Raw genomic sequence first — 24189 nt, 5'->3', positions numbered from 1 at the left:
TATTTACTAATGCAAACTACTAGCTGGCATACCCAAAATATCCTCAATTCTCGGCATATCTTCCAACTTAATCACGCGCCCTTCATCCTCAAAACCGACAATTTGATCAAAGTTCAAATACCGATACAAATCATCAGCAAAAGGATTAATCTTCTTCGCCACAGTATCTAAATATTCTTGCACTGTGGGAATACGTCCTAACAGCGCACAAACTGCTGCTAATTCCGCTGAACCAAGATACACTCGTGCATCTTTACCCATGCGATTATTAAAGTTACGCGTTGAGGTTGAAAACACTGTTGTTCCATCAGCAACTCGTGCTTGATTACCCATACACAAACTGCATCCAGGCATTTCTATCCGCGCACCCGCAGCACCAAACACACTATACACACCTTCTTCTTTGAGTTGGTGTTCATCCATGCGCGTTGGTGGTGCTATCCACAAACGAGTTTTTACTTCACCTGCGCCTTCTAAAACTTTGGCGGATGCCCGATAATGACCGATATTCGTCATACAAGAACCAACGAATACTTCTTGTACTGGGTCATTAGCAACTTCCGATAATAACTTAACATTATCGGGGTCATTGGGAGCTGCTACAATTGGTTCTTTGATTTCGTTCAAATCAATTTCAATAATTTCAGCATACTCTGCATCTGCATCAGCTTCGAGTAACACAGGATTTGCTAACCACTCTTCCATCTTGGCAACACGGCGCAGGATAGTACGGCCATCTTGATAGCCTCTTGCTATCATGTTTTTCAACAGCGCTACGTTAGAACGCAGATATTCAGCAACTGTCTCTACACTCAGCTTAATTGTAGAACCTGCACAAGAACGTTCAGCAGTGGCATCAGCAAGTTCAAAGGCTTGTTCAACTTTTAAATCTGGTAAGCCTTCAATTTCCATAATTCGCCCGGAGAAGACGTTTTTCTTGTTCTTCTTCTCTGCTGTCAGCAAACCTTTTTGAATTGCGACGTAGGGAATGGCATTCACTACATCTCGCAGGGTGACACCCGGTTGCAATTCACCTTTGAATCTGACTAATACCGACTCTGGCATATCTAAAGGCATGACACCCAAAGCCGCTGCAAATGCTACTAAGCCAGAACCTGCGGGGAAGGAAATACCCAAGGGGAAGCGCGTGTGAGAGTCGCCGCCAGTTCCCACTGTGTCGGGTAGCAGCATCCGGTTTAGCCAAGAGTGAATGATACCATCACCAGGACGTAAGGCAACACCACCTCGCTGCGAGAAAAAGTCTGGTAGTTCGTGGTGAGTTTTGATGTCAACTGGTTTAGGATATGCTGCGGTGTGACAGAAACTCTGCATTACTAAGTCTGCACTGAAACCGAGACAGGCGAGTTCTTTCAATTCGTCGCGGGTCATGGGGCCTGTGGTATCCTGGGAACCAACGGTAGTCATAATTGGGTCGCAAGATGTACCAGGACGTACACCACTTAATCCGCAAGCTTTGCCGACGATTTTCTGTGCGAGTGTAAAGCCTTTACCTGTGTCGTTGGGTTGGTAGGGACGAGTGAAAACAGTGCTGGGTTCTAAACCGAGTGCGTGCCTTGTTTTGTCGGTGAGGGTACGTCCAATCAGTAGAGGGATGCGTCCACCTGCACGAACTTCATCAAGGATGGTATCAGGTTTGAGGGTGAAGGTAGAAATGACTTCGCCTGTTTCGTTGGTGATTTCGCCTTTGTAAGGATGGATGGTAATCACCATGCCTGTTTCTAGCTTGGTGACATCGCATTGAATGGGCAAAGCACCGGCATCTTCAGCAGTGTTAAAGAAGATAGGCGCGATCGCACTACCTAAAACATAACCCCCAGAGCGTTTATTTGGGACAAAGGGAATGTCATTTCCCATATGCCACAATACGGAGTTAATCGCAGATTTCCGTGAGGAACCTGTACCAACAACATCTCCCACGTAAGCGACAGGATGCCCTTTTTTCTTCAACTCGGCAATAGTTTCCAAGCTTCCCGGTTGCCGTGTCTCTAGCATTGCTAAGGCGTGTAAAGGAATATCTGGGCGAGTGCTAGCTTGGGTGGCGGGGGATAAGTCGTCGGTGTTGGTTTCGCCAGGAACTTTAAAAACGGTAACTGTGATAGCTTCTGGTACAGTTGGGCGAGTAGTGAACCACTCAGCTTCTGCCCAAGAGTCAATCACTCGCTTGGCGAAAGGATTTGTTTTCGATAACTCGAAGATATCGTGGAAGGCGTCATACACCAGCATGATTTTGCTTAAAGCGGTGGCGGCGTATGCAGCGATAGGTTCCTTTCCTTGTCCCCCCATTACCAGTGGGGTTTCTGAAGAGTCTGATACAGAAACGGTGGGCAATTGCAGCAAATCGATTAAAGCTTGCACATTGTAACCGCCTACCATTGTCCCCAGCAATTGCACTGCTTCTATGGGTGTAATTAAAGGGCTGGTGATTGACTCTTTAGCAATGGCAGAAAGAAAGCCAGCTTTAACATAGGCAGCTGCATCCACACCAGGAGGAATGCGATCGCGCAATAAATGCAATAATGTTTCTGCTTCTTCTGCTTCTGGCGGATTTTTTAGTAATTCACATAGTTCAGATGTTTGTTTTGCATCTAAAGGTAAGGGGGGAATTCCTAGTGTTGCTCTTTCGGCAACGTGTTTACGATATAATTCCAGCATTCTACAACTCCAAAATATTCAGTCAAGCAATGTTTATAGTGTTTACACCCACTTCCCTAGTTTCAACAGCATTTACCTCACAAGTCTTTACAGGTGCAACTAACAGGAAGTGAGAAGGCTCACTTTAAGTTTTTTGTCCAGCAAGGACTTATCATTATCACTTTATAGCTATTTTTGCCAATAAAGCTGTTTGCAAATAATTCTCTTTTCTCCACTTAGTTGTGTGTTTGTTCATCAGATAACATATTTCATTTGTCCACTGAACCTCTGAGCTAAGATTCAGAGTTATTGTTACATCACGTTCATGATTGTATATGCCTAAAACTTACACCGTAAAAATTCAACATCAAGGTAAAACTCATACTTTGCAAGTTCCCGAAAATGAAACTATATTATCAGTTGCCGATGCCGCTGGTTTAGATTTACCAAGTTCTTGTCATGCTGGCGTTTGCACGACTTGTGCCGGTCAAATAAGTGAAGGAACTGTGGATCAAACTGAGGGTATGGGCGTTAGTCCAGATTTGCAAAAACAAGGTTATGTATTGCTTTGTATTGCCAAACCACTTTCTGATTTGACAGTTGAGACAGAAAAAGAGGAAATAGTTTACCAGTTGCAATTTGGTAAAAACTAATCTGCTAATGTTAATAAGGGGTAATTTGTCAGATGTCAGTAATTGTTCTTAAATAAACTGCGATTACTATGACAAATTACCTATTACTAAGATTGAGAAGTGACATAAGTATTTCATAACACATGAAATCGGTTATTCTATAAACTAGAAAACAACAGGATTAACCGCAATGACCACTCATTTTATCACCGCCGAAATTGACCTGCAAGAAACTCCTACAGAGTTGCAAAAAGCAATTGAAGCAGAGTTAAAGAAACAGGGAGAACCCCTACGTTGGGCTGTTACGTCTGTTGATGTATCACAGCAGAAGGCTGCTGTTGAAGCCGTTGTCACTACAGTTAGTGCTGAGTCCTGAGTCCTGTTAGCGGTAGCGGGGCGTTTAGCCCGTGCTGAGTTGTATTTTTGAGTTATGAGTAAAACTTCTCATCACTTTTCACTCTTTAGTTCCCACTCAGCACTCAATATGCAACTTCCATACACCGCTATTTTAATTATACCAACTGGCGTTGGGGCTGCCATTGGCGGTTATGCTGGGGATGCCCTACCTGTTGCCAAGGTGATGGCACAAGTGTGCGATCGCCTAATTACTCATCCTAACGTCCTTAACGGCGCAAGTTTGTACTGGAACCTCCCTAATACTTTTTATGTAGAAGGATACGGGCTTGACAAATTTGCTGCTGGATGTTGGGGATTACGTCTCGTACATAATAACAAAATCGGTTTACTTTTAGATCACGGCATAGAGCCAGAGTTGCGGCTGCGACATCTACAGGCAGCTGATGCAGCCAGGGCGACACTAGGATTGACATTAACAGATTACGTAATCACTGATGCCCCCTTAAATGTCGAATTGCGAACTGCACCATCAGGGGCGAGTTGGGGGACAATTGGCAACCCAGATAGCTTGTTAAGGGCAGCCGAAATATTAATTAACAAAGCAGGAGCAGAAGCGATCGCAGTTGTCGCCCGTTTCCCTGATGATATGGATGAAGAGGCAGTACAAAACTACCGTCACGGTAAAGGCGTCGATCCTTTAGCGGGTGCTGAAGCTGTAATTAGCCATTTAATAGTGCGAACCTTTCAAATTCCTTGCGCCCATTCACCTGCTTTAGCTAGCGCCCCTCCATATCCTGATTTATCTCCTCGTTCCGCCGCCGAAGAATTGGGTTACACGTTTTTACCAAGTGTGCTTGTTGGGCTGAGTCGCGCCCCGCAATTTATCATAGATAAAGGAACTACATCTCTACAAACAGATATTTGGGCAGATCAAGTGGATGCTGTGATTGTACCTGCAACTGCTTGTGGCAGTAGTGCCTTATTGAGTTTAAATCAGCAGACGCGATGTCAAATAATTACAGTCAAAGAAAATAAAACTCTAATAAAAGTTCCTCCCCAACCGTTGGGGATCAAATCGATACAGGTAAACTCATATTTAGAGGCAGTAGGTGTATTGGTAGCACACAAAGCAGGCATCAATCCATCCGCTCTCAGTCCTCAATTATTGTCTTTACAGTCAGTAGTGAGGAGTTAAAAGTAGAGACGCGATTATACTCTTACGAGAAGCCGCTCTAAGAGCGTCTACACGTCTGTACAGGATTTATTATTCTTCCTTGTCCCCCTGCTCCCCTGCCGCCTGCCCCCTGCCCCCTGCTCCCCATTCCCTTAAAAACCCGTGGTTGAACAACAAAAACAAGAGCCAGAAATTCCATACTTAACGCGTTTCCAAGTACTTGGGGCGATGGGAGCGACTGCAATCATTTTGTTGATAGTCGCCAAGCTGTCGTTACAATTTGGCAACTTTTCTCTATTTTCCTGGAATTGGAACCCAAGGAGTTTGCTGCTGGGTGTGACTTTGGGAATTGTCATTACCGCGTTGAGTGGCTTAGCTTATCGCTTATGCCTTCCCTACCGTAAAAGTGCAGATTATTATTTAGAAATGGTGCTCAAGCCCTTAGCTTTACCAGACTTAATTTGGCTGGGGCTGCTACCAGGGTTAAGTGAGGAATTATTATTTAGAGGTGTGATGCTGCCAGCTTTGGGCTTAGATCATACGGCTGTGATTGTATCTAGTCTTTGCTTTGGCATATTGCACCTTAGCGGTTCGGAACAATGGCCTTATGTGATTTGGGCAACGATAATCGGGATAATACTGGGATATAGCGCCCTCTTAACTGGCAACTTGTTAGTGCCAATCGCCGCTCATATTATTACCAACTGGATTTCTAGTTATTTCTGGAAAATTTGGCAATTGTCGGGAATGAAAAATTAAAACAAGCATCAGACATTGTTCAAGAATTAAAACGAATTTTTGCATCTGCTTGCGGAATACTGGGAAATTTTAGAAACCAATCTGTTATGAAGGTGTAAAAAAACTCTTCTTTTACACCCTGTATACGCTTACACACCTACACAGTTTCAACCCTCTCAGCTGATTTTTTCTCTGCAACAGCTTTAAATTTTCTTATATAGAGATGAATGTTTGTAACAATAGCTTTAATTTCTCCGCCGACCTACTTATGACGCAGCAAAAAGTAGTAAAAAAGTTACAAAGAAGTAGTTGCGATCGCTCATCAATAAATTTTGTTATTCTATAAAAAGCAAAATACTATACCTTTGTTAAAAAGTTAAAGTTTGAAGTTTGTGCTTTAGCGCTAAAGTAGAAATTACAAAGTATCTTCAGTAGATTTATGTCTACTTATTAAAATCTCAATTTAAATGCAGTAAAAACCTTAGTAATTAGGTGAAAAAGAACTAAATCTGTAACAAGCAATTAGCAGATAAAAGCTATTTTTATCTAGAAAACTAGTTAAGTAATTAGTTCTTCATTGAAAATATTTGTTCATTAGTATCTAAAGTTTAATATGTCCGAATTATGGAAAAGCCTATTTGCTTTTGGACAATTTATGCCTCATGGATACTGCTACCTCTGGAAGCCAGAGTTAGTAGGACTGCATATTGTCTCTGATTTGTTAATTGCATTGGCTTACTATTCAATTCCTGTGGCGCTGATTTATTTTGTTCGTCAGCGGCAAGATTTGCCTTTTAATTGGATATTTCTGCTATTTGGTGCTTTTATTGTTGCTTGTGGTAGTACCCATTTAATGGAAATTTGGACACTTTGGTATCCAACTTATTGGTTATCAGGGTTACTCAAAGCGATAACAGCATTTGTCTCAGTATACACAGCATTAGCTTTAGTACCGTTAGTACCGAAAGCGATCGCACTACCCAGTCCGGCACAACTAGAAGCAGCGAACCGAGAACTACAATATCAAATTACACAGCGAGAGCAAGCAGAGAATGCGCTACACTTAGCTAATGAAGAGTTAGAAACAAAAGTCAAGAAACGGACTTTAGAACTAGCACAAATCAATGAAGAATTAAAAAACGAAATTGCAGAACGCAAGCGAGCAGAAGAAATCCAGCTAAAAACGCAAGAGAGACTACAAACACTTTCGGGTAAGTTGATTGAAGCTCAAGAAACTGAACGGCGGAGTCTTGCTCGTGAATTACATGATGAAATTGGCCAAGCATTAACAGCAGTCAAAATCAATTTGCAAACAATACAATATTCATCTGCTGCGACTCAGACAGCATCACCATTACAAGAAAGTATTAGCATTGTTGAGGTTGCACTTCAACAGGTACGTAGCCTTTCCTTGGATTTACGACCATCATTACTGGATGACTTGGGATTGGTAGTAGCACTGCGTTGGTATGTAGACCGCCAAACCCAGCGAGCAGGAATCATTGGGGAATTTATAGCTTTGCCTTTAGAGACTAAACTTTTACCAAACTTGGAGACAACTTGCTTTCGCATTGTCCAAGAAGCCTTAACTAATATAGTGCGGCACGCCAAAGCGCAACGAGTAACAATTGAATTATGGCAACAAGAAACTCATTTGCATCTAGATATCCGGGATGATGGTATTGGGTTTGATGTGGAAGCAGCACGAGAGAAAGCTACAAGGGGTGGAAGCTTGGGTTTGTTAGGGATGGAAGAGCGTGTTTCACTTGTCGGTGGCCAGATAGAAATTAAATCTGTGCATCAGCAAGGTACTGAAATTCACGCTTATTTCCCGCTTTCTACTTATCAATCTTAATTTACTGATATTCCCAATCCAAAATTCAAAACCCAAAATGGTATGACCGCAGCCCCAGAATTAATACGAGTTTTACTAGTAGATAATCATACCCTCGTCCGTGCTGGGTTACGTGCTTTGATACAAAATATTCAGGGCATACAAGTAGTTGCAGAAGCAGGCGATGGGCGGGAGGCTTTGCGATCGCTAGGAGAACATCAACCTGATGTAGTATTAATGGATATCGCCATGCCAGAGATGAATGGCTTAGAAGCGGCTGCTCATGTTGTGAAAGAATTTCCTCTGGTACGGGTAGTAATCCTTTCTATGCACGCTAATGAAGAGTACGTGTTGCAGGCATTACGTTTAGGTGCAATGGGTTATTTGCTTAAAGATGCAGGAATTAGTGAGTTAGAATTGGCATTAAGAGCAGTTTGTCAAGGAGAAACTTATTTAAGTCCAGCAGTTTCCAAGCACGTTGTGTCTAATTATTTACAACGAGTAGGGAATAAATTTAGTTCTTCTACACAATTAACCTCGCGTCAGCGCGAAATTTTGCAGTTGATTGCAGAAGGGCGAACAACAAAAGAAATTGCTGAGTTGTTATACATCAGTGTGAAAACAGTAGAAACCCACCGAATGCAACTGATGAAACGGTTGGATATCTTTGATGTAGCAGGCTTAGTACGCTACGCCATTCGCACGGGGTTAGTGATTTCAGATAATTAAACTGAGCAAATACAGTTTGGGTAGCGTGCGTTATGCCAAAAGCTAACGTGCCGATGATTTAACTTTTATAGAACTTAAGCACACTCTACGAATTCTTAGCTTATTCTCTTCTCCTTCTCCCAAAGGGAGAGGCTACGCCAACGGAGACGCTAACGCGAACGAGACGCTTCTCTACGTTCGCGCAGCGTCCCGCAGGGAGAGGCTACGCCAACGCGAAAGCGGTAGCCTGCGGCAAGCCGCTATGCATCTAAGATAAATTCAGCTTTTCATCTCAGGACTTTTCACCTAAAAGATCAGGGTTTCCCTGATAGATTCTTACTCTTCAACTGCGTAATGTATAAGTTATCTCAAGAAGCTCTCGGCAGAGTTATACAAAATCAAGTTTATGAAACACGTTGCTTGACTCATTAGTAATACATTAATTTCCCCATTAGCTATTTGCTAATAAATTTATGTCCCCCCTCCGCATTCTTTTAGTAGACGACAGCTTTGCCTTTCTCGAATCCGCCGCCCGCTTTTTAGCACTGGACGCGCGGCTCGAAATTGTCGGGCGTGTTCTCTCTGGAGAGGAGGCACTAGAACAGATTCCGCAATTGAGTCCTGATCTAGTACTAATGGATTTAGCTATGCCTGGAATGAACGGACTGGAAGCAACACGTCAAATTAAAGCGCAATCGGCTACGCCATACGTTGTTGTTTTAACTTTAAACGATGGTACTGAGTATCAGACAGCAGCTCTTGCTGTTGGTGCAGATGGCTTTGTTACTAAATCAGAAATTGGTACAGCGTTACTACCCTTAATTCATTCCTTATTTGATTAAGGAAAATTAAATAAAATGATTAAAGTTACACCTTATAAAAGAGCGAAACCAACACCGTTCACAAACGGATACAAAATAATTGAGAACGTAATGCTGCCAGAATTTGATGAGACAATAAGTGTTATTCCTGCTATGACTGCGGGACGAACAAGTAAACAAATTAAGGCAGAAATTAAAGCAAAATTTGGTTTTATCCCACCTTTCTTTTTGCCAGCAGAACAGACTCCAGAAATATTAGAAAATTTATGGCAGCAAACACTTTCTGCCTATGTAAATAATCCATTACCAGCGCTATTTAAGGAAAAGCTTTCTGCTTACTTGTCTCGCTTCTGCGCCGTTCCTTACTGCATGATTTGTCATAGTTGTACTTTACGCCCTTTGGGGATGAGCGCAGTTGAGGTATTGAAGTTGTTAGAATCTCCGTTTCCAACAGCAAGAGAAATTGAGGAACACCTAAAGATATTAACAGCACAGTCTAATTCTTTAATAAACTGGCCAGAATCAAACTCGGCACTGGAAACAAGTCTTCTTTACTGTGCAATATTTATTGCTTTGCCATCAAACCAAGGCGAACATTGTCGTCAAGAGATACGTAGAATTCTATCACCTGAGAATTACCAGTATCTAGTCACATTTATCGCTTATGTAAAGTCGTGTCACGTCTGGATGGAAGCTCACTCAGAAATAGCTTATCAAGCAGATGAACGAGTTATTACTCATTTGGCTCCTTTATTGGAATCTGAGCCGAAATTAGCTGAGTTTTTTGATAACTATCAACAGAGGGTGAAGCATGAATCGCAGAATCGGGCGGCACAATTAGCTGAGTTAACTTTACTACAGCGTCAAGAGGAAATTTGGCGACAACAAGCCGAGCGTGAGCGATTGGTAACACAAATAGCGCAACGCATTCGCCAATCTCTTGATCTAAGTGAAATTTTAAACACTACAGTATCAGAAGTTCGGCAGTTTTTGCAAACTGAGCGGGTGTTCATTTACCGTTTCTCGGAAGATTGGAGCGGTTCTGTGTCAGTCGAGTCAGTTGCTCCTGGCTGTTTGCCTATCCAGGGAAGAAAAATCACAGACTCCTTCTTTGCAAAAGCTGCTTCCCGTGAACTCTACAAACAAGGACAAACTCAATCTGTAGACGATATTTACACAGCTGGTTTCTCCCAATGTCATGTTGATTTACTAAGTCGGTTGCAAGTTAGGGCTAATTTAGTTATACCAATTGTGCAAGGGCAACAATTGTGGGGCTTGTTAGTCGCTAACCACTGCTCAGAACCTCGACAGTGGCAAGAGTTAGAAATTAATTTGCTCAAGCAATTAGCAACACAAGTTGCGATCGCAATTCAGCAATCTATGCTCTTTGAGCAGATTCAAACTGAACTAATTGAGCGACAAAAATCGGAGCAAAAGATACGTGAACAAGCTGCTCTGCTTGATGTTGCTACCGATGCAATTATTGTGCAAGCTCTAGACAACCAAATTCGATTCTGGAACAAAAGTGCTGAGCGTTTGTATGGCTGGAATGTTGCGGATGTCTTTGGTAAAAATGGACAAGAACTTCTTTTTAAAGAAAATTCGCCACAACTCCAACAAGCTCAAAAGTTAGTAGTTGAGTACGGCTCTTGGCAAGGTGAGCTACATCAATTTACTAAAGAAGGCAAAGAAATCATCGTTTCTAGTCGGTGGACACTAGTACTCGATTCTCAAGGGCAACCGCAATCAATACTAATTGTCAACACTGACATTACAGAGAAAAAACAACTCGAAGCACAGTTTCTTCATACTCAACGCTTAGAAAGTATTGGCACACTTGCTGGTGGTATTGCTCATGACCTGAATAATGTATTAACGCCAATTATTACTTCAGCTCAACTTCTTCTGCATACCCGACTTGATAGTGAAAAGCGGCAGCGACTACTGACGATAATTGAAGGTAGTGCGAAACGCGGTGCAGCTTTAGTCAAGCAAGTTCTTTCGTTTGCACGTGGAATGGAAGGTCAACAGATGACTATCCATCTCAGGGATCTGCTGTTTGAAATTCAGCATATTGCCCTAGAAACATTCCCAAAATCAATTGAAACTTACGTGGATATCGTACCAGACCTTTGGCTGATCTGTGGAGATATCACACAATTACATCAGGTGTTAATGAACCTTGTAGTCAATGCTCGCGATGCAATGCCAGATGGCGGAACTTTAAAGCTGGCTGCTGAAAATGTATTTATTGATGATAACTATACTCGGATGAATCTTGAAGCCACCGTTGGTTCTTACACAGTAATTACTGTTTCAGATACGGGAACTGGTATGACATCTGAAACTGTATCAAGAATTTTTGAGCCTTTTTTCACTACCAAAGAACAAGGCAAAGGTACGGGGCTTGGTCTTTCTATATTAAGAGGTATTATTAAAAGCCACGGTGGTTTTGTGACTGTAGAGAGTGAAGTTGGTAAAGGAACCCAGTTTCATATGTATTTCCCAGCGGTATTGGAAGAGCAAACGCTGCCAGAGCCAAAAGAAGAACTATTAAAAGGAAATCAGGAACTGATTTTAGTTGTTGACGATGAAGCTGCTATTTGTGAAAGTACTAAGACTTCATTGGAAAAATCGAATTACCGAGTAATTACAGCTAGTGATGGAATTGAGGCACTTGTACTATATGTGCAGCATAAAGATGAAATCAGTGCTGTATTAATGGATATGATGATGCCAGAAATGGATGGATTAACTACCATTCGGATGTTGAAACAAGTTAATCCACTGGTGTCGGTGATTAGTGTTAGCGGAATTGCAGAAAGCTCGCAGGTTGATTTGGCTCTATATTCAGGCGCTAAAACTTTTCTATCGAAACCTTACACATTACAGGAATTATTGAAAACTTTAAATACAGTGTTATTAGAGGATAATTTAAGCAGTAACAAGGTTACTCAAGATATTCAGGATTAGTTGCTCTCTAGTCTTGATTTGTGCTGATGAGTAAATAGCGATCGCATTCTTACTCAACAGACAACCCAGATGATAAATCACTTAATCTAATGGTAAATGTTGTCCATCCCTCGCGGCTTTCTACTTGAATGTTTCCTTGCAGTTGTTCAACTAACTTCTGTACTATAGGTAGCCCTAACCCTGTACCGCCTTCATTCCTCAAATCGCTATTAGGGATACGATAGAATTTATCAAAAATTCGTGGTAATGCTACTGCTGGTATTTCTACTGAATTACTGATAGCGATGATGATTATTGCAGGTGCTTGGGAAGAATCGTGGCGTATAGTTAAGACAATTTCACCACCAGTAGGTGTGTATTTACAGGCATTATTGAGCAGTTCTGCTACCATACGTTCTAAACTACTGCCGTCTGAGAAGAGTGGCGGGAGATCCGAAGGGATATTCACCTGTAGAGTTTGCTGATGTTCTTGAACACGGATTTGAAACGGCTCAACAACCCAAGGTAACCACTGATGTAAGAGCAAAAGAGCAGGACTAGTAAGAAGATAGGATGAGTTTTCCAGCCTTTGTAAGTCTAGTAGATCATTGATCAGATGCATTTCGCGATCGCACTCGGCTTCCAAAAGCCCAAAATAGCGCTGAGCTTCGCCGTTAACAGCAAAAGTTTGTAGCATTTGAATCATTACTTTCATGTTATACAGAGGCGATCGCAATTCGTGAGACACTAAATTGAAAAAATCATTTTTAAGTTGATTAATATTTTCCAATTGCACCACAAGTTGCTCTTGCTCAATTTGCTTTTTAAGCGCCGCAATAGCTAGTTTGCGATCGGTAATATCCCGAAATACCAATACAGCACCCATAATATTATCTTGATCATCTTTAATTGGTGCGGCACTATCATCAATTGGTATTTCTGTACCGTTTTTAGCAATCAGAATAGCTTCTGCTGGTAGACCGACAGCAATCCCATTTCTAATCGCTTTTGTGATGGGATTTTCTAGAGGCTTACGAGTTTCTGCATCCACAATATTAAATACTTCTGATGAATTTTTACCATAAGCTTCTTCTTGTTTCCATCCAGTGAGATACTCAGCAACAGGATTCATAAAAGTTACTAACTCTTGGATGTCGCTAGCAATCACACCATCGCCGATGCTTATAAGTAATGTATACAACCATTTTTGATTAGCTTTTAGTTCTTTCTCTAGCTTGTATTTAGTTAAGCTTATTTCAATATTTATTTGCAATTCTCTTTCTTTGAAAGGTTTAATTATGTAGCCAAAAGGTACAGTAACTTTTGCTCTCTCTAAAGTTTTTTCATCTGCATATGCAGTTAAATAAATTATTGGGATATCTATATATTTATGTATTTCTTCAGCCGCTTCTATACCGTCTATTTTCCCTTTTAGTTTAATATCCATTAGTATTAAATCTGGAGGGTTCTCTCTTACTTTATTAATTGCATCTTCGCCAGAAAATGCAGTGTTAGTAATGCTATAACCTAATTTTTTTAGGCGATTTTGTAAATCTTTTGCAACAATTGCTTCATCTTCTACCACCAAAATACTTGCATTTATCATCTTTTATCCATTTTCTATTTATAATATTGCAAATGTTATATGAAACACTACTCCTACAGCATCTAAAATGTTGAGATTTCCTACAAGTTGATTAGTTAAAGCATCCACTAGCTGCCATCCTAAAGATGCCGTATCATTAAAATTGTAATTACAAGGAAGTCCAATACCATTATCAGCAACTATCAGTGTAAAAGTGTTGTCATTGTTTTCCCTAAATTCAATTTTTATTTCACCATTTCTGCCTGCTGGAAATGCATATTTTAAAGAGTTAGAAACAAGCTCATGAACAATTAAGCTGCAAGGAATTGCTGTATCTAGTCCGAGAAGAATATGATCAGCAATATTTATTCTCAAAGATATTGCATCTTCATCTACTTCGTAGGAAGTGAATAAGCTACTTACTAAATCTTGAATATATTCACTAAAATTAATCCTTGCTAAGTCATGTGATTGATACAACTTTTCGTGAATTAATGCCATTGATGCAATCCGCTGCTGGCTTTGTTGGAATATTTCCAAATCGCGTTTATCCTTGATATACTCAGATTGCAGGTTGAGTAAACTGGAGATAACCTGTAAATTGTTTTTTACACGATGATAAATTTCTTTCAATAACACTTCTTTTTCGATAAGTGATGCTTGGATCTGCTCTTCTGATCGCTTGCGTTCGCCTAGCGCGGCTTGCCGTTCGCTAATGTCTTCGATTACGGAAATAAAATACTTTGGTTCCCCAGAAGGTTCGCGTATTAAAGATACGGTAAGATTAGTCCAAACGATGGAATTATCTTTGCGGAAATAGCGCTTTTCTATTGAGTAAGTTTGAATACTACCTGCCAAAACCTGCTCAACATATTTCAAGTCAGTGTCAAGGTCGTCTGGGTAAGTAATATCCTGGAAAGACCGCAATTGCATTTCCTGGGATGTATAACCGAGAATATCGCACAGCCTCTGATTAACTAATAACCACCGTCCATTTATGGCCACATGAGCAATGCCAACAGCAGCTTGATGGAATGCAGCACGGAATTGTTGTTCGCTTTCTCGTAATGCTTTTTCTATCCGTTGGCGCTCAGTAATTTCTGCTTGTAGTGATTCGTTGATTATTGTTAACTGTGCTGTGCGTTGCTCAACTTTAGTTTCTAGTTGCTCAAGTAAGCTGCTTAGTGCTTTCTCTGCTTGCTTCTGCTCAGTTATATCAGTATGTGAACCAACCATCCGCACTACATTAGCATCTTCATCCCACAGTGCTTGACCGCGATCCAAAATCCATTTGTATGTGCAATTCTTACATAATAATCGATACTCGCTTGTGTAAAACGGTGTTTCCTTAGCAAAGTGTTTTTGAATTGCTTGTATTACTCTGTTGAAATCATTTGGATGTACTCTTGTTTTCCATTCATTAAAATCATTGCAAATATCATGGTCTTCGTAACCGAGCATTTCCTTCCAACGAGGTGAGAAGAAAACTTCATTGGTTTTAACATTCCAGTCAAAAATCCCATCATTATTACCCCGCAAAGCTAACTGCCAGCGTTGTTCACTTTCTCTTAAAATGTTCTCTGTCCGTTTGTGTCCAATAATTTCCTTGGCTAATTGAGAATTTGCTGCCTCTAGTTGAGCTGGACTAGGTATCACCAGTGCTTTAGGTATTAACGGTACGAGTTCTATAGCTGTAGATACAGAGACAAAAGCGGTGATAGCTTTAATTAACCCTGATAGCCAATAACTGGGATACCAAAGTGTCCATATATCCATTAAATGAGTTGTACCGCAAGCAACAATGAATAAACCAAACATCAAGAATATCCAGTCGAAAGGTACATCTGGTCGTTTACGAACAAAATAAATTAGTAGCAATGGAATTGAATAATAAGCAAGTGCAATTAGCGAATCTGAGATAATATGTAACCATAACAATCCTGGTCGCCAGAGGTAACAATGCCCGTGAGGAATAAACTGACTAGGAAAGAAAAAATTATTTAAAGCTTCCATGATAAAAATTTATTCACTTTATCAGTCTTCACAAAGCATCAAGTGTGAAGGAACTGCGATCGCATAGCTTTTATTTTAAATGTATTTCTAATTGATGAAGCTAAGTAGATTTACTGAAAGTAACTACGGAGGAGGAGCAAAGGAGAAGAACCCACAAACTCCTGTATAAAAATTAATTGGATTTATATCACAGAATGGAACACAAAGAATGTTAATAAAATAAAAAGAAACAATTATATAAATTTATTAAAATTAGATTTGATAGTGTGCGCTTTGCGCTTAGCTCCTCTGCAAGAGAATAGCTTTAGTTCCTACGAAGAGAGAAAAATGCTACCTCCACCATAAACCTACTTGAAAGAAGGTAATACCGTGCGATCGCATCCTATTTTGTCATTTAAGTTTCCTGAGTGCAAAAGCAGATAAAGAGAAGGATAATTATGTCTTAAAAGTTATGATTTTGCAAAGTAGCGATTGGGATTTTTGTCTGCTTGGCGTAGTTTCAAGAAGCTAATTCAGATTTTATAATTATTGTAAACACCCTGAAGAAAGATGGCCAAAATAAATCGTAGATATAAATTAATCCTGGTGTGTCGAATAACTGCTTTCTATGGAGGTTTAGCACTCAGCTAAGCCTTTTTTTATGAATGCAAAATTTATATGCAATCAGCTTTAGTAAGATTTGACTACTACCTTTAGACTGATTTGTTAATAAATTGAAATAACTAAATTTTATTCTATATTTGACTTTAATCAAAGGCTTGGTTACTCACCAAGCCTTTCTTCATGATATTACTTTCGCCATATCAACTTTTATCTTATTTAGCTAGTCACTATAGGAAGAGAATCAAGCAATAATTCAACATATAAACAACAAATAGTGACAAAATTAATACATAGCTAAAAAATTTTACACCGGAATTGTACAAAGTCATTATTGCTATAACAGTAATCATTCTGATAATATCTCTTTCTCCTGTCCCCAGATTCTTTGTAGCTTATGCTCTGCTTTTATCTTTCATTTATTGTGTTATCGAAGAAAGTATAATTTAATATATTAATTAGGTATCTATTTTTTGCTAGATAACTTACAGTTTATGAAATAGTTGTCAACACTCTATAGATAGATGAACTTAAGTAATAGAAAGCCTAAATTATCTAGATATGGTAAACACTTGGTATATCTGGGGCATGGTTAAAAGCCATGCCTTTTTCGTACCTTACCTACAGATAAAAATATAACAATAAGTAAAATATAGCAATCCTATTTAATAAGCGAGAATTGAAAGCCATAGATACTCGGCGAATTCGTTGATAATCAGGGCTAAAATTTTCATGAATAATTTAGCATTGCTATAACTGTCTTCAAACCTTTAGTTAAACTTTAGATAGCCAAATCAAAATCAATCAATTTGTACTAAATTATTACATCATCTAAAGTTAGATTTTTTTTGTTAAAAGCAAAGACTTTGTATTAAAAAATACTATATAAAAAAGAAAATAAACGCTCAGCTTGTTTCCAAACAGAGCGCTTGATTAAGATGCTAGCTCTAGCATATATATATAAATATTGGTATCACCCTATGGGTAGTCGAAATAGCTATTTTATAGAGTTAGTATTCAGCCTGTTAATGCCTGAAAAACGTGTATGCACCCTGGAATAACACCCAGGGTCTTTTTTATAACAATTCATAAACGCCTGAGATAGTCGACTAACAGAGTAAATTTAAATATAGCAATCCTAAATCGTTCATTAACAACGAAAACACCAGCTTTTTCAAAAGTATGGGTAGTGAAAACTAAAGTTTTGGCAAATCGTATAATCTTGCTATCTAATAGCAAATTATTTTTTACAATATTGCCTAAAGATCAATTTTTTTTTCAGTCCATAGATAGATAACACTATATATTTTAAGAACAATCTATTTAATATTTTTAATAGAAATGCATCAGCAGTTTTTAGAAGAGTTGTACAGAGTCTATAGGAAGATGAACTGACAGCAGAGTAGAACTAAATTAATTTAGTACGTTGTTAAGCACAGCAATTATTAAGGTTTGGTCATAAACCAAACCTTTTCTTATGAGTAATATTAATTCACGAAAATTTTGAGAGATATAGATTATTCCTAGAGACACCAAAATGCCGTGTCCTTAGCAAGGTGTTTATACAGCAGATTTCAAGTTGATGAAGTACACAATATTGATCTTAAAGTTAGGTAGAAAGCCTGTTTTACTTCTGAATTCTGAATTCTGACTCCTGAATTCAGGATTCTACTGTATCATTCTTAAAGTTAAATCCTATAACTTAGTAATTGCATATCAGTTTTTATAAGATTTGGACACAGCCTATAGGAAGATGAACTAAAGTCATACTACGTCTAAATTAATCTTGGTGTAGTAAATGCTTGGTATATATAGAGGCTTGGCTCAGCCAGGCCTTTTTGTTTTTGTACTGTTCTTGTGGACAAAATTGAGAGCAAATCAAAGCCATTCAGCCAATGAGGAACCTAACGGCGATGACGGTAAATCCCAATACATTGGACAACCTTCTATAACTAAAGGTGGTTTCAGACGCTGTGCCGCCCCCCACGCGGTAGCTTCGATGGCTGGATCGAGATCATTCCTATTCTCCGCCTCAATTTTTGCAGCAAGACCATTTTCAACCGGATAACAAGCCAGTAAAGCTGCTGTTCTGGCAAGCGAAGCCCGTACTTCCATACCTTGGCCGCTCGTCACACGCCTAATTAAGCCTCGTATCGCTGCTGCTGCAAGCAAATACCCCGTTGCATGATCAAGAGCCTGCACGGGCAACGGAAATGGGCAGTTTTTATTTGCTTTGACCATCCCGGTATGTGCAATACCGCTTGACATCTGTACCAGGCTATCAAATCCCCTACGCAATTTCCATGGCCCGCTCCAGCCATAAGCATTGAGTGAAATATCAACCAGCCCAGGACGCAACTTTTGTCTTTCTTCACTGTCAAGACCAAGATGTGCCAGTGCGCCAGTTCGGTATCCATGGATAATTACATCAGCATCACCCAACAGTTTTTTCAGTGTGGCCATACCGTTGGCATTCTTTAGATCAAGCCGGGCACAGCGCTTGCCTAATACAACTTCCGGCACAACACCTGGTTCTTCCCATCCTATCGGATCAATACGCAATACTTGCGCCCCATAACTGGCAAGAAACCGTGTGGCAACGGGGCCAGCAAGAACTCTGGTCAGGTCAAGTACACGTATGCCTTTTAAAGGCCGCCCTGCCGGAATTAGCCAGTTTGGCATATGAGCGGAATCCATAGCAGAAATGTGCATAAGCGGCTCAGTGGCTACCGCTCGCCCCTGAGCGTGCATGCTCCAATCTTCTGCTGATCTCATAACGGCGGCACAACCGTTTGCAGAAACTATTGCATCTTCAAGCTCATTTGCTTGCCAACTCGCAACAGCCTTCGTTACGGCTTCCCTATCTTCTGAACAACCAAGCACTTGCAGTGCAGCACGGCGATGGTGCGGTGCATTGGTGTGTAATCTTATCCAGTGGTCACTTGCCTTATAATCACCGGCCACTGCATCCCATTTCGGAGGCAACTGCCACCCTATTGGACGTAACGATCTAGAAAACCACATGGATGCAAGCCGTCGATCCACCTGAATTAGCGGCATCTTGCCACTGCGTATGGCAATAAATTCGGCAACCGCCATTCCAGAAGATGCAAGGGATGCTATCGCCAAATCGGTAACAGCATAGACCGATGCCAGATCACCAACACCAGATACATTGAGAATATCCATTGCGGCAAGCGACCCGCCAAATGCTTCCTGGATTTCTGCTATGATGGCTTTATGCATGGCCATAATATACCATCAAGCTGGCGCTTCCGGTATGGCGATGTACTGTGATTTGAATCATAAAATAAACTTTTAGCTCCAGATATGTTTCAAAAAGAGTTAACCATTTTATGCTTCAGAAATCAGCGTCAAAGTAGAAAAATCACATCTACCAAGTAATTGCAGCACTTGATGAGGGATTATCGTTGCGTCAGACAGCAACACAAGCTAGTTAGGAAAGGTAGTTAGCCGATGAGTAATCAACTGGGCAAGTCTGGTAATTGATTATTAGCTATATACAAAATCTCCATCTCGTCATTTTAAATTTTGCAAATCCAAAACCCTGGATGCCATCCAGCAGCAATGGCTTCTTGATTTTTTGTGTGGTTTATATCAAATTGCACTTTGATAAATTTTTTACCAGTATCCATGTCATGGTGCAAGCGATAGGGCATTTCTACAGCTTCTCCCCATCCCATATCTCATAATATTTGATGATCGTTGATAATTTCCACAGTCAGCACACTTTTTAAAAATTTGTAGGGTAAGTAACCTGAGTTCGGGTTAAACAGATGAAGGAAAAAGCCACTCAAGTTGAAGGCTAGGTTTCTTAGGCTGATGACAATAAGCGATTAAAGCGCACAGAACATTAACGCAAAAATTGACTGGGCTGCGATGACGAGAGTGTTCAATCTGAGAAATGTTTTTGAGTTGGTCGTTAATAGTCTCAATGATGGAGCGTTTACGGGACAAAAGCAAGTCAAGAAGACGCATCAACTTATTTTTCATGTTGCGACGAGGTTTGGCAAAAAATTCAATTCCGAAGTCTTGTAAAAGTTGCGCAGCGAGTTTTTGGGAGACATAGCCTCTATCAGCAAAGATTTTTCCAAACAGATTGCTGAGTAAATCAGGTACTGGTTGACGGTCATCAACGTTACCAGGGGTGATAGTCACATTTAAGAGTTGACCAAACTCATTAACCACCAGATGCAGTTTGAAACCAAAAAACCAATCGACAGAAGTCTTCCCACGCTCGGCTAAACCTTGAAACACCCTATGGCGTGAAATCCGACGATTATGGCAGACTTTCAAACTAGTTGAATCGATAAAACCGATACCCGTACATTTGCCAAAACAATGCTTGAGATACACGCACAAAGGTATCAACGTCGATGGTATCCATTCAATAAATCGTTGATAACTTGGTAATCCCGGAAACGCCGAATGCCAATGCTGTTTCACCTGAGCTAAATAAAAATGCTTGAAATTGCGGTAGTGATTTTGATGGAACGCAATGACAATTGTCATGATTTCGCTTAAACATAGGCTTTTTGCGCGAATGCGTTTGATTCCTTCATGCTTTAATAGCTGTTTGTGCCATTGCGCTTCAAACGCTTGACAGAAATCATCTACGTGGCAAAACAAAACATCTAAACTAAACATAGGGCAGGTTGCTGGATTTTCGTTATTTTCAGCTTACTACCTGTCCTTTTCCTTATCCCGAACTCAGGTTAAGTATCTTGCCATTGCAAATCCTAATTCTTTTGCCTCTGGGGGAGGATCATCAATTCTCTTGCCTTCTCTATCCTCTCCAATCCCTAAAAAGGAATTTTCGTAAACATAAAAAAGGCTCACTGCTGGGCTATAACCAGCCTCTCTCGCTTCAGGGGCTACCCAGCAATCAACTTCTAATGTAGGTATTTCGTATAATTCATCGTATTCTGGGAGCCACCTTTGATAAGGAAGAAAGCACCATCTATTTTGGCTTTCTAGCGCGTTTTGCTTGCAAGATTTAGCATTGGGGCATTTATCAGCAGGAATGCCAGTGAGCATCTCACAATCCAAAAATTGCCAACATCCTTCATTGCTTGTGTTTTGAGTTTTGCGTTTAGGCATAATTCCGTTTTTGTCACATGAACGTTGAAAGACTTATGCTGTGGTTGGGTAGATGCCATCCCTTCCAGCAGAAGCAGAGAATGGAATAGAATGGAATAGTTTATTTTCTAGAAGTACTTAAATGGCTGGTTATTTGACATTTTGACTATGCGTAAGTAGGTAGGCACCGAAATTTTCTACTATGTAACAAAATCTTAAGTTGATAATCTAGAGCTAAATTTTACACGATGTGTGTTGTGATTGTTTTTTTTTCCTCTAGCTTGAACACCATTGATGACGGCGTAAGCGAGATCTAGCTCATCATCAAATGCTTGCCCGGATAACTCATCTTTCTTGAGATGTTGCCATTCCAATTCAATTGGATTCATTTCTGAGCAATATTTCGGGAGAAAAAAGATGTACAAACCCTGACTTTCCCATTTTTTCCACAATTGTTGAACTTCTTGGCAGCGATGTATTGGCCCGTTATCTTGCACAATCACGCTGATACGTCCAGTTTCTTGGGCTTGTTTGGCTTCTTTCTCCATCATTTCTATATAAGATTTACGGTCAACACCACCGATAACTAAACCGTAAACAAAACTGATTAAAGGTTGGAGAAGCCCGATAATACTTAATCTGCGACCACGGCGTTTAGTCTGTTCTAACCGTTTTTGCTCACCTCTAAAGTAATATGTATAACTAGGTTCGCTCCACATACAGAACCCTGACTCGTCTAGGTATTTCAGGTCTATTTCACCAGTGGCAGCAGCTAATTCCAACATGTCTAGGTCTGCTTGCTTGTTTGCTCGTGCTACTGGGTCTTGTTTTCCTTTATGGCTTTTCCTTGTCCGTTTCCAATCGACCCCCTTTTTTTGAGTACCCGTCTTAATCTGTCGGCACTCATCTCAACGTTGCGTTCTGTTTTCAACTTCAAAGCTAACTGAGAACTATTGTATGTGCGTGGCTCGTTTCTGAGGCATTCTTCTAAAAATATCATGTCATCCTCAAGCCACTTTGGTTTCCCCCCTCGCCCAGGAGATTCCCAAAGCCCTTCTGTGCCCAGTTTTTGCCATTGATGCAAAACTTTTGTGACTGTTTTTTTGTGACAATCAAAGTGATCTGCTATCTTCTCTACATACCAACCATGTGCATTTAGCCTGATTATTTCCGCCCTGTCTTTGACTTTCTGTGGTACATCCTGTTTTCTCAGATTTAGTAAAGTTTGGTCTTGCTCAGGAGTCAGAAATACCCTTAAACGCGCACCCATACACCAACTACCTTGTAGATGCATTATCAGTCTTTACATATCTTAACATAGCTGACTTTTTTGGCACCTACCTACTTATTTACGAAGATATCAAAGTTTTGCCCCAAAGCTTTGAACAGTCTGGCTTTGGAATTTTCGGACAAGTCTACTACTGAATTTTTTGATGTTCACTCAAGTCCAACAGTGTCTCGTTTGGGTTTGCGTTGCCCAACACGTTGGGAAGACTTTTTAGGCATTTTCTGTTTAGTTGCAGCTTCATCATCAATTGGACTTGGTTTTATATTTCACCTCACCTACATGGGTATCAAGTTGTCATCAGCAGAGGATTAAAGTGCGGACTCAATTCCTGGTGGAGTTACTCTACTGAAGCCTGGAATCCTCCCATATGTTGGGTTTCTCCAGAACGAATCGCACTTGCACATATCTCGGCGGCTACCCTATTAGTGCCTTCTATCTATCGTATCGACGGCCTGCTCTGCGACCTGCTCTGCGGCCTACTCTGCGACTCTGGCTATATACAGGATCTTGCGCTACCAAATTCTTCTTGACATTTTGGCGGTTATTGGAAGTACCAACCTGTGTTATCAAATTGTCTTGTTGTTCAGCAGCTTGAGCTTGAGCTTCGCCAAAAAATGCTCCACCTATGGCAGCACTGAAAATTGCTGCCATAGCAGCAGATACTACACGTTTCATCCGAATTTCCTCTGTTCAAAAAATTACCTCAATTCTGAGTGATCTAAAAACTTTAGCTATCTTGCTGAAGGAATAACTATTTGTTGGTAAGTTTTTACGTTTGATAGATGATAAATTGAGTTTTATAAAATAGTTATTTAACTTTGGTAGACGATGAAACTAAGGAATCAATTAAAAATAAAAAACAAAAAAGCTAAAAATTGAAAAGTCAGAATCACAAGCTATGCTTTAGTCGCATCTTTCTTAACAAAAGAGTGAAAAGCCAGGAATGGGATACAGCAATAGTTACAGCGATAGACACTAAGAGGTAAGAGAGGTGCGCTAGCCCTAAAAGCAATGATAGTTAACATCAAATTTGAAGAGAAGTAACTGAAAGTTGTCAAGAGTGAAGTTGAATAACAAGAAAGTAACAAAAGAGTTTTGAGAGTGATAAAAAGCTGGAAAGCAGTGCCAGTAAGGGTTTAAAGCGAAAAGAGCTATGCATTAGTCACATCTTTCGTAACAAAAGACTGAAAGCATAGAATGTAGATATAGCAGTAGTTTGGGGAATTGAAGCTAAAAATTGGGAAGTAAGTAATTGTGCTAAAAGTAATATAAATTAATCAAAATTTTGAAGATAAGTAACTGAAAATTATCAATAGTAAAGTTCTGTAATCAAAAAGTTACAAAAATAGTGTTATCATCAAAAAAGCCTGTAATGCAAGTACAGTAAGTATTTGAAATAAATTGACCTCTTAAGAGAGTAAATATAACTTAACAATTGTTGAATGAGATGAAAACTAATCAGCTAATGAAAACAAAGAACTAGTTATTAAAATTATTGAGTTGTTCAAAGTTGTTAACTATAATTAACGGGCTTTGGAAATGCCAAATAAATATTGCTTTTGCTTTGATGGGTAAGGGTTTGGAGGATAATTTCACAAACGATCATTGTAAAAATTAGGAGTATTTCGATGAGTTGGGCAGCCCTTGAGCTCATGAATGCAGACTTAGGAGATAAACGACGAAATCGGCGTTTGATAACAATAGTAGAAGATTTAGCTGCACAACAATCATGAGA

General features: G+C 40.0%; 19 protein-coding genes. 10 read left to right on the top strand and 9 right to left on the bottom strand.

Features of this window, described 5'->3' with window-relative positions; all coding sequences use genetic code 11:
* Nucleotides 1–6: 6 nt before the first annotated feature.
* The gene (gene acnB / locus WKK05_RS17290; RefSeq protein WP_341530816.1) at nucleotides 7–2673 is read right to left on the bottom strand and encodes a bifunctional aconitate hydratase 2/2-methylisocitrate dehydratase; all 2667 of its coding nucleotides are present in this window, start codon (nucleotides 2671–2673) and stop codon (nucleotides 7–9) included.
* Nucleotides 2674–2987: 314 nt separating this feature from the next.
* Here acnB and WKK05_RS17285 point away from each other — a divergent pair, with 314 nt between their 5' ends.
* The 8 genes from WKK05_RS17285 to WKK05_RS17250 all read left to right on the top strand — a co-directional run bounded on the left by WKK05_RS17285 (nucleotide 2988) and on the right by WKK05_RS17250 (nucleotide 11889).
* A complete protein-coding gene (locus WKK05_RS17285) occupies nucleotides 2988–3305 on the top strand; it encodes a 2Fe-2S iron-sulfur cluster-binding protein (protein WP_341530815.1) in 318 nt (105 codons plus the stop codon).
* Between the two features lie 169 nt (nucleotides 3306–3474).
* Nucleotides 3475–3660: a hypothetical protein gene (locus tag WKK05_RS17280; RefSeq protein ID WP_341530814.1), complete on the top strand. Its 186-nt coding sequence runs from the start codon at nucleotides 3475–3477 to the stop codon at nucleotides 3658–3660.
* A gap of 108 nt (nucleotides 3661–3768) precedes the next feature.
* A complete protein-coding gene (locus WKK05_RS17275) occupies nucleotides 3769–4836 on the top strand; it encodes a DUF3326 domain-containing protein (RefSeq protein WP_341531109.1) in 1068 nt (355 codons plus the stop codon).
* Nucleotides 4837–4977: 141 nt separating this feature from the next.
* On the top strand, nucleotides 4978–5574 hold the full coding sequence (locus WKK05_RS17270; RefSeq protein WP_341530813.1) for a CPBP family intramembrane glutamic endopeptidase: 597 nt from the start codon (nucleotides 4978–4980) through the stop codon (nucleotides 5572–5574).
* A 592-nt stretch (nucleotides 5575–6166) separates the two neighbouring features.
* The gene (locus WKK05_RS17265) at nucleotides 6167–7408 is read left to right on the top strand and encodes a sensor histidine kinase (RefSeq protein WP_341530812.1); all 1242 of its coding nucleotides are present in this window, start codon (nucleotides 6167–6169) and stop codon (nucleotides 7406–7408) included.
* Nucleotides 7409–7450: 42 nt separating this feature from the next.
* Nucleotides 7451–8116: a response regulator transcription factor gene (locus WKK05_RS17260; RefSeq protein WP_341530811.1), complete on the top strand. Its 666-nt coding sequence runs from the start codon at nucleotides 7451–7453 to the stop codon at nucleotides 8114–8116.
* A gap of 452 nt (nucleotides 8117–8568) precedes the next feature.
* Nucleotides 8569–8937, top strand: a complete 369-nt coding sequence (locus tag WKK05_RS17255) for a response regulator transcription factor (protein WP_341530810.1) — start codon at nucleotides 8569–8571, stop codon at nucleotides 8935–8937.
* Nucleotides 8938–8952: 15 nt separating this feature from the next.
* The gene (locus WKK05_RS17250; RefSeq protein WP_341530809.1) at nucleotides 8953–11889 is read left to right on the top strand and encodes an ATP-binding protein; all 2937 of its coding nucleotides are present in this window, start codon (nucleotides 8953–8955) and stop codon (nucleotides 11887–11889) included.
* Nucleotides 11890–11938: 49 nt separating this feature from the next.
* Here WKK05_RS17250 and WKK05_RS17245 read toward each other — a convergent pair whose 3' ends face one another.
* From WKK05_RS17245 to WKK05_RS17215, 7 genes are all read right to left on the bottom strand, one after another.
* A complete protein-coding gene (locus WKK05_RS17245) occupies nucleotides 11939–13474 on the bottom strand; it encodes an ATP-binding protein (protein ID WP_341530808.1) in 1536 nt (511 codons plus the stop codon).
* 18 nt (nucleotides 13475–13492) lie between these two features.
* On the bottom strand, nucleotides 13493–15466 hold the full coding sequence (locus WKK05_RS17240) for a PAS domain S-box protein (protein ID WP_341530807.1): 1974 nt from the start codon (nucleotides 15464–15466) through the stop codon (nucleotides 13493–13495).
* 2478 nt (nucleotides 15467–17944) lie between these two features.
* Nucleotides 17945–19312 carry a CoA transferase gene (locus WKK05_RS17235; RefSeq protein WP_341530806.1) on the bottom strand — a complete coding sequence of 456 codons (1368 nt, stop codon included), beginning with the start codon at nucleotides 19310–19312 and terminating at the stop codon, nucleotides 17945–17947.
* 299 nt (nucleotides 19313–19611) lie between these two features.
* Nucleotides 19612–19770, bottom strand: coding sequence for a hypothetical protein (locus WKK05_RS17230; RefSeq protein WP_341530805.1), 159 nt, complete (start codon nucleotides 19768–19770; stop codon nucleotides 19612–19614).
* Between the two features lie 85 nt (nucleotides 19771–19855).
* Nucleotides 19856–20734, bottom strand: a complete 879-nt coding sequence (locus WKK05_RS17225) for an IS982 family transposase (RefSeq protein ID WP_341525537.1) — start codon at nucleotides 20732–20734, stop codon at nucleotides 19856–19858.
* A gap of 63 nt (nucleotides 20735–20797) precedes the next feature.
* The gene (locus WKK05_RS17220) at nucleotides 20798–21187 is read right to left on the bottom strand and encodes a hypothetical protein (protein WP_341530804.1); all 390 of its coding nucleotides are present in this window, start codon (nucleotides 21185–21187) and stop codon (nucleotides 20798–20800) included.
* A gap of 194 nt (nucleotides 21188–21381) precedes the next feature.
* A protein-coding gene (locus WKK05_RS17215) for an IS630 family transposase (RefSeq protein WP_341525019.1) occupies nucleotides 21382–22436 on the bottom strand; the annotation gives its coding sequence in 2 pieces (ribosomal slippage) (nucleotides 21382–22041 and nucleotides 22044–22436; 1053 coding nt in all).
* Nucleotides 22437–22547: 111 nt separating this feature from the next.
* Between WKK05_RS17215 and WKK05_RS17210 the strand changes: the two genes are divergently transcribed.
* The gene (locus WKK05_RS17210) at nucleotides 22548–22766 is read left to right on the top strand and encodes a hypothetical protein (RefSeq protein ID WP_341530803.1); all 219 of its coding nucleotides are present in this window, start codon (nucleotides 22548–22550) and stop codon (nucleotides 22764–22766) included.
* A 120-nt stretch (nucleotides 22767–22886) separates the two neighbouring features.
* On the opposite strand, the gene WKK05_RS17205 is transcribed toward WKK05_RS17210, so the two are convergent.
* The gene (locus WKK05_RS17205; protein WP_341530802.1) at nucleotides 22887–23129 is read right to left on the bottom strand and encodes a hypothetical protein; all 243 of its coding nucleotides are present in this window, start codon (nucleotides 23127–23129) and stop codon (nucleotides 22887–22889) included.
* Nucleotides 23130–24082: 953 nt separating this feature from the next.
* On the opposite strand from WKK05_RS17205, the gene WKK05_RS17200 reads away from it, so the two are divergent.
* A complete protein-coding gene (locus tag WKK05_RS17200) occupies nucleotides 24083–24187 on the top strand; it encodes a transposase DNA-binding-containing protein (protein ID WP_341530801.1) in 105 nt (34 codons plus the stop codon).
* The last annotated feature ends 2 nt before the right edge of the window (nucleotides 24188–24189 follow it).

The sequence above is a fragment of the Nostoc sp. UHCC 0302 genome (assembly GCF_038096175.1).
Classification (GTDB): Bacteria; Cyanobacteriota; Cyanobacteriia; order Cyanobacteriales; family Nostocaceae; genus UHCC-0302.
This window is presented reverse-complemented; position numbering and strand designations above follow the sequence as displayed.

What these genes read in the sequence shown, in the direction of transcription:
- acnB (WP_341530816.1), bottom strand. Translation starts at nt 2,673, where the DNA reads ATGCTGGAATTATATCGTAAACACGTTGCCGAAAGAGCAACACTAGGA.
- WKK05_RS17285 (WP_341530815.1), top strand. Translation starts at nt 2,988, where the DNA reads ATGCCTAAAACTTACACCGTAAAAATTCAACATCAAGGTAAAACTCAT.
- WKK05_RS17280 (WP_341530814.1), top strand. Translation starts at nt 3,475, where the DNA reads ATGACCACTCATTTTATCACCGCCGAAATTGACCTGCAAGAAACTCCT.
- WKK05_RS17275 (WP_341531109.1), top strand. Translation starts at nt 3,769, where the DNA reads ATGCAACTTCCATACACCGCTATTTTAATTATACCAACTGGCGTTGGG.
- WKK05_RS17265 (WP_341530812.1), top strand. Translation starts at nt 6,167, where the DNA reads ATGTCCGAATTATGGAAAAGCCTATTTGCTTTTGGACAATTTATGCCT.
- WKK05_RS17260 (WP_341530811.1), top strand. Translation starts at nt 7,451, where the DNA reads ATGACCGCAGCCCCAGAATTAATACGAGTTTTACTAGTAGATAATCAT.
- WKK05_RS17255 (WP_341530810.1), top strand. Translation starts at nt 8,569, where the DNA reads ATGTCCCCCCTCCGCATTCTTTTAGTAGACGACAGCTTTGCCTTTCTC.
- WKK05_RS17250 (WP_341530809.1), top strand. Translation starts at nt 8,953, where the DNA reads ATGATTAAAGTTACACCTTATAAAAGAGCGAAACCAACACCGTTCACA.
- WKK05_RS17245 (WP_341530808.1), bottom strand. Translation starts at nt 13,474, where the DNA reads ATGATAAATGCAAGTATTTTGGTGGTAGAAGATGAAGCAATTGTTGCA.
- WKK05_RS17240 (WP_341530807.1), bottom strand. Translation starts at nt 15,466, where the DNA reads ATGGAAGCTTTAAATAATTTTTTCTTTCCTAGTCAGTTTATTCCTCAC.
- WKK05_RS17235 (WP_341530806.1), bottom strand. Translation starts at nt 19,312, where the DNA reads ATGCATAAAGCCATCATAGCAGAAATCCAGGAAGCATTTGGCGGGTCG.
- WKK05_RS17230 (WP_341530805.1), bottom strand. Translation starts at nt 19,770, where the DNA reads ATGGGATGGGGAGAAGCTGTAGAAATGCCCTATCGCTTGCACCATGAC.
- WKK05_RS17225 (WP_341525537.1), bottom strand. Translation starts at nt 20,734, where the DNA reads ATGTTTAGTTTAGATGTTTTGTTTTGCCACGTAGATGATTTCTGTCAA.
- WKK05_RS17220 (WP_341530804.1), bottom strand. Translation starts at nt 21,187, where the DNA reads ATGCCTAAACGCAAAACTCAAAACACAAGCAATGAAGGATGTTGGCAA.
- WKK05_RS17205 (WP_341530802.1), bottom strand. Translation starts at nt 23,129, where the DNA reads ATGAAACGTGTAGTATCTGCTGCTATGGCAGCAATTTTCAGTGCTGCC.
- WKK05_RS17200 (WP_341530801.1), top strand. Translation starts at nt 24,083, where the DNA reads ATGAGTTGGGCAGCCCTTGAGCTCATGAATGCAGACTTAGGAGATAAA.